This window comes from Dietzia sp. CW19 (assembly GCF_014145265.1).
GTDB classification, from domain to species: Bacteria; Actinomycetota; Actinomycetes; order Mycobacteriales; family Mycobacteriaceae; genus Dietzia; species Dietzia natronolimnaea.
Map to the genome: position 1 here is coordinate 4,476 of NZ_JAALEE010000565.1, position 5,392 is coordinate 9,867.

General features: G+C 67.8%; 4 protein-coding genes. 1 reads left to right on the forward strand and 3 read right to left on the reverse strand.

What is annotated here, in order from left to right; translation table 11 throughout:
• The coding region (mobF, locus tag G6021_RS16480) for a MobF family relaxase (protein ID WP_182641756.1) at positions 1 to 3,457 on the forward strand (3,457 nt) is incomplete at its 5' end.
• Positions 3,458 to 3,464: 7 nt separating this feature from the next.
• Here the strand turns inward: mobF and G6021_RS16485 are convergent.
• The 3 genes from G6021_RS16485 to G6021_RS16810 all read right to left on the reverse strand — a co-directional run.
• Positions 3,465 to 4,229 carry a hypothetical protein gene (locus tag G6021_RS16485; RefSeq protein ID WP_182611270.1) on the reverse strand — a complete coding sequence of 255 codons (765 nt, stop codon included), beginning with the start codon at positions 4,227 to 4,229 and terminating at the stop codon, positions 3,465 to 3,467.
• A gap of 9 nt (positions 4,230 to 4,238) precedes the next feature.
• The gene (locus tag G6021_RS16490; RefSeq protein WP_182611269.1) at positions 4,239 to 4,895 is read right to left on the reverse strand and encodes a hypothetical protein; all 657 of its coding nucleotides are present in this window, start codon (positions 4,893 to 4,895) and stop codon (positions 4,239 to 4,241) included.
• The coding region (locus tag G6021_RS16810; RefSeq protein WP_206682677.1) for a DUF4913 domain-containing protein at positions 4,892 to 5,392 on the reverse strand (501 nt) is incomplete at its 5' end. The genes G6021_RS16810 and G6021_RS16490, both read right to left, overlap by 4 nt.

Here is a 5,392-nt window from a genome sequence, read left to right on the forward strand (position 1 = left end):
TCCCGGCCGCTGGCACGGCGCTGGCTTAGAAGCCCTCTCAGAGATCAGCCCGGTGTCCGGCACGGTGTCCGAGGAGCAGATGAAGGCGCTGTTCGGCGAGGGCCGGCACCCCAACACCGACCAGATGCTCGAGGCCGGCGCCGACCTCAAAGAGACCGCGCTCGGTCGGAAGTTCCCCGAGTTCAAGAACGAAATCCCGCTCGTGGAGGAGTACAAGTCCACGCTCAGGGAGCTGGCCGAGGAGGGCCACACGATCGACAAGGCCACCACCTCGGAGGCGTGGCGGACGCTGGCAGACAAGCACTACCGCGCCAAGTTCGGACACCAGCCACCCACGGATCGGGAGCTGCTGTCCTGGGCCGCCGCGCAGCGCAGCAACGTGCGTCAGCCGGTCGCCGGCATGGACCTGGTGTTCACTCCGCAGAAGTCCGTCAGCACCCTATGGGCCCTGGCGGACACCGACACCCGGCGAGAGATCGAACGCATCCACCGCGAGTGCGTCAACGACTCCCTGGCGTGGATCGAACGCGAGGCCGCCTTCACCCGCCGCGGTGATCGCAGCGAGCGGCAGATCGACACCCACGGCTTGATCGTGGCCCAGTTCGACCACTACGACACCCGCGCCGGCGACCCGAACCTGCACACCCACTGCGCGGTGTCGAACAAGGTTCTCGGCGTCGACGGCAAGTGGTCCGCCCTCGATGGAGCGGCACTGCACAAGCACGCTGTTGCCGCGTCCCAGCGCTACAACGCGGCGATCGTTGATCGGCTTCGCCGGGAGATTGGCGTGGCGTTCGAAGCCCGCTATCCCACACGCGACAGGCAACCCGTCTGGGAGGTCGCAGGTATCGATCAGACACTGTGCCGCGCGTTCTCCTCACGCCGTCAGATGGTCGAGGCTCGCCGCGACGAGCTCCTCGCCGAGTACCGGACCAAGCACGGCCGGGCACCGACTCAGGCGGTCCAGTACGCCCTTCTGCAGCAAGCCACGCTAGACACCCGGGAAGGCAAGCAGGAGTCCCGATCGCTGGCCGACCACCAGTCGACCTGGCGCCGATTGGCCGCCCGTCACCTCGGATCAGAAGCCGCCGTCGACGCCATGGTCTCTACCGCGCTAAACCCCGAGCCACCGGATGATCGGATCAAGGAGATGAACCCCTCGGTGCGGCAGATGGACGGCCTCGAGGTCGAGTCCGCCCACGTCATCGAGACCGTGTCCGATGCCCGAGCGACGTGGACCCACGCGCACGTGCGGGCCGTGGTCGAGACCCAGCTGACCAACGTCGCCTTCACCTCACCGACCGAGCGCGACGAGGCCGTGAGCGCGGTAGTGGACCACGCTCTGGGACGCGGGTCGGTGGCCCTGTCGACGCCCGACACACTGGAGGCGCCCACCGCGCTGCGGCGCGACTCCGACAGGCTCAGTGTCCTCGAGCGCCACGGCGAGCTGCTCCACACCTCGACCGCCATGCTCGACGCCGAGCAACTTGTCACCGGCGCCGCACAAACGCCCGTGGCGGTGTTCACCACCGGCGAGCAACTGCGGGCAGTGATCGCCGAACACGAGTCCGCGAGCGGCCGCGTCCTCAACCCCGGACAGCGCGCACTTGCCGAACACTTCTGCCTGTCCGGGCAACTCGTCGCCGCCGGCGTCGGCCCCGCCGGCACCGGCAAGACCACCTCCATGAAGGCCGTCACCGCCGCGTGGCGAGCCTCCGGGCGACAGGTCATCGCGCTGGCGCCCTCTGCGGTCGCCGCCGAAACTCTCGGTGAGGAAATCGGCGCCGAAGCCCGCACGCTTGCCTCGCTGACCTACCGCTGGCGGGGAAAACTAGAGTCCATGGGCTACGCCGCCCGCACGTTGCCGCTCACCATCGAACCGGGTGCAATGCTGCTGCTCGATGAGGCCGCCATGGCCTCCACGAAGGACGTCGCGGCGCTCGTGGAGATCGCCCGCGATCGCGGCGCGGTGGTGCGCATGGTGGGAGATCCCGCGCAGCTCGACGCCGTCGAGTCCGGCGGCCTGATGCGCCTGGTGGCCTCCGAGACCAACGCACCCGAACTGACCGACGTCGTCCGCTTCGGTGACGACACCGCGCAGGCCCGCGCCTCCATCGGCATCCGCTCCGGCGAACCGGACGCCCTGCAGTTCCACGCCGACAAGGGCTGGGTCCACGGTGGCGCCCGTGAGGAGATGATCGCCGCCGCAGTTGCCGATCACTTCGCCGACACCGACGCCGGTCGCGACGGGATCGTCCTGGCCTCCACCACCGCCACAGTTCGTGAACTCAACACCCAGATCCAGAATCGTCACCGTGACACCGGAGCCGCTCAGGCGCGCAGTCTGGTCGACCTTGCCGACGATCTGACCGCCGGCCGCGGCGACGTTGTCGTCACCCGCACCAACAACGGGGACCTTCGCACCAAGGGTGGAACCAGACCGGGCTCCCGCGTGCAGAACGGTGACCGCTGGCGCGTGGAGAAGGTCGGCGCGGATGGGTCGCTGACCGTGCGGCACCTTGGGCACCGCGGCCGGGTCACTCTCGATGCCGACTACGTCGCCGGCTGTACGGAGCTGGGTTACGCGGCCACCATTCACCGCGCGCAGGGCATTACCGTCGACGTCTCTCGCACCGTCGTCGACGACGCGACGAACCGCCGCGGTTTGTACGTTGCCCTGTCCCGCGGCCGGGCCGAGAACCACGCCTACGCCGTCACAGACTCTCCGCTGGATATGGAGACCGAGAAGCCACACCTGGCCCCGGAGGTTGACGACAGGCTGACCACCGCTCGCGGTGTCCTGACCGCGGCGCTGGCCCGGGACGACGGTCACACCACCGCCACCGAACAACTCCGTGACGCGCTTGCCGCCGCCGATGATCCGGACCGCATGGCCGCCGGTTACGCCGCCGCCCGCGATCTGCTCGTGCTCGACTACACCACGCACCTGGTGGGCTCTATGGCCGTCGGTGAAGTGCCTGAGGCAGAGACAGCGCCCTTGCGCGCCGCCGTCGACAAGGCGCTTGCCCGCGGCGTTGACGTCGCCGCCGCGATCGCACAGTGGCACCACGAGGTCGATGCCCCGGACGACCCGCTCGCCTCGGCCACCGGCTGGCTATCGGGATACGAAACAGACACCGACACCGACCTCGGCCACCTGGCCCCCCTGCCCTCTCGGCACCCCGGCATGGACACAGAGCTGGCCGACTACGCGGCCGCCGCCCTGGCCGAGCACACCAGCCTCACTCACACGCCCTTGGAGGAGGACCTCGGCCCGGTCGACGCAGAGCTGGACCCCTTCACGGCCTCCCACCGCCAGGGCCCCTTTGATGCCAACCCGTTCGACGTCGACCCGTTCAGCTCGCAACCGGGTTCGGGCGAGCCGGAGCCGGACGGGCCGACACACCACGAAGCCCCTGTGCCCGGCAGGGAGCCGTCACAGGGGCCAGAGGTATAGCCTCAGCTCACAGTTCGAACCAACTCTCGGCCGCTGCGTCGCGTCCTGGGCTGGTGACCGGGGCGATCTCTGAACGGCTGTTCTCAGCCGAGCAACGTGTGAACAGGTTCCCCAGCCGAAACGGGCTTGATCTCTCGGCTCCCATCGAGCTGGAATTATCGGCGTCGAACGGGCTGGATTTCTCGGTCTCGGTCGAGGGCGACCACGTTCCCTCGCGGATCATCGATCCCACGGGTTGCGGAAGCTCCACTCGCTCGAGGAACGTGGTGCCGGTGACCCGATCCACCTCGGCCTCCAGAGCGTGCATTGCGCTGGCGCCGATCTTATCTTCGATGTAGAGGTTGACCTGCTGCACCGGGACGTCCACCGTCATCGCATCGTCGTCTGAATACAGGCTGACCACTGCGTGTGCGAGCGCCTTGTCGGCGAAACCGGCGCGGGCAGCGCGGGCGTACGGGCTTCTGCCGCTTGTTTCACGTTCGACGGCGTCGGCAATCTCGTACGCCGCCGACAGGTTCTCGATACGGGTGATGACATCGCTGATCGATTCGGTGGTGAGCAGGTTCTCGAGTCGGGAGGCCAGGAGCGTCGCTCGACTACCACCTGGGATCAGCACATCACTACTTGTGAAGCGCGAGTCAGAGAACGAGATCTCGTCGTCGGGCAGCCAGGTCGGGCGGTGCGGCTTCAGACTCAGCGGGGACCCGGTGGCGGCGAGTGCGGAGCCCAGTCGAGCCCTCAGGTCGGTTGCGGCAGGGGTCGGTTCGGTCATGGTGGTCTCCTACATTTCGATGTCGGGGTCGACCTCAGGGGAGGCCGTCGCGACATCGGCCGCCATGGCGGTCTCGGCAGTGGCCGGCGCCGAGGCGGCGCTCAGACTGGCGGACAGGTCTGACCCTGTGGACATGTCCAGCTCGCCGCCCATAGTTGGGTCGCTCTCGAGGCCTTCCCACGTCTGCGACAGCGCTGAGGTCACCCGCTCCATGACCTCGTCACCGTCGATCAATTCAGTCACCGCACCGGCTGTGACCAGTGCTGACACCGCCCACAGCACAGTCATTTCCTGTCCGCGATCGACATCTATGTCCTGTGTCTTGGCGGCCTCGCGCTCGGCCTGGAGCCGGCGCTGTTCATCCAGGAGGGCGCGGCCGTCGTAATCTGCGGGCTCCCACCGATGCCAGACGTCGGCGGCCGCCGTCTCGAAGCCCCGGCGGGCGAACTCGTCCGCGACGATCTGGCGACGTTCGTCTCTCCATTGCTCGGAGGCGTCGGGGCGATCGGCCCAGGCCGTCTCCCGCAGTAACCGGGTGACGGGAACCGTGCGCAGCTCGGCGGCCGTCAGGTAGTGGGTGCGTTCGCGGAAACCGCCCTGACGTCCGGCTATGCGGCTGGCACGGGCAAGCATCGACATGTGCTGCTCGCGATTCTGGCTGTTCATTTAGTCTTCTCCATCGGTTCTGAGCGCAGGATCTCGGAGGGTTCGTGGTGATTTCGGCACGACGCCATCGGCGATTCGGGTCCGAGAAGGATCCGCATGTGGTGATCGCCAACGGTGCGTAGGAAGATCTCGTCGGCCCGCATGGGATCGGTCACCGCCAGATACTCGTAGCTGCGCCACATCGCCCGGACACGAAACACCACGCTCTGATGCGCCCACCATTTGCCGCACCAGGCGTTGGCTTGTGAGCGATCTTGGACCTGGTAGGCGGGGCGCAGATAGTCGTCGAAGAAGTCGTACACAGTGGGATGCCGCGGGTTCGACGGGATCCCCAGATCCTCGACGGAGTACCGCTTGGCGGCGCGGTGCGCCGCTCGGCGCAGCGCCACCCCCAGCCCTGGATGCTCGGCGTAGCCGGTTAAGGCGTCGACGGCCAGGGCCTGCATCTGAGTCTGCAACGGTTTGGGCGTCGCGGCCCGCACGAGATCAGTCCACAG

Bases quoted from the DNA above. Each gene is read 5' to 3' on its own strand.
- G6021_RS16490 (WP_182611269.1), bottom strand. From the start codon at position 4,895: ATGAACAGCCAGAATCGCGAGCAGCACATGTCGATGCTTGCCCGTGCC.
- G6021_RS16485 (WP_182611270.1), bottom strand. From the start codon at position 4,229: ATGACCGAACCGACCCCTGCCGCAACCGACCTGAGGGCTCGACTGGGC.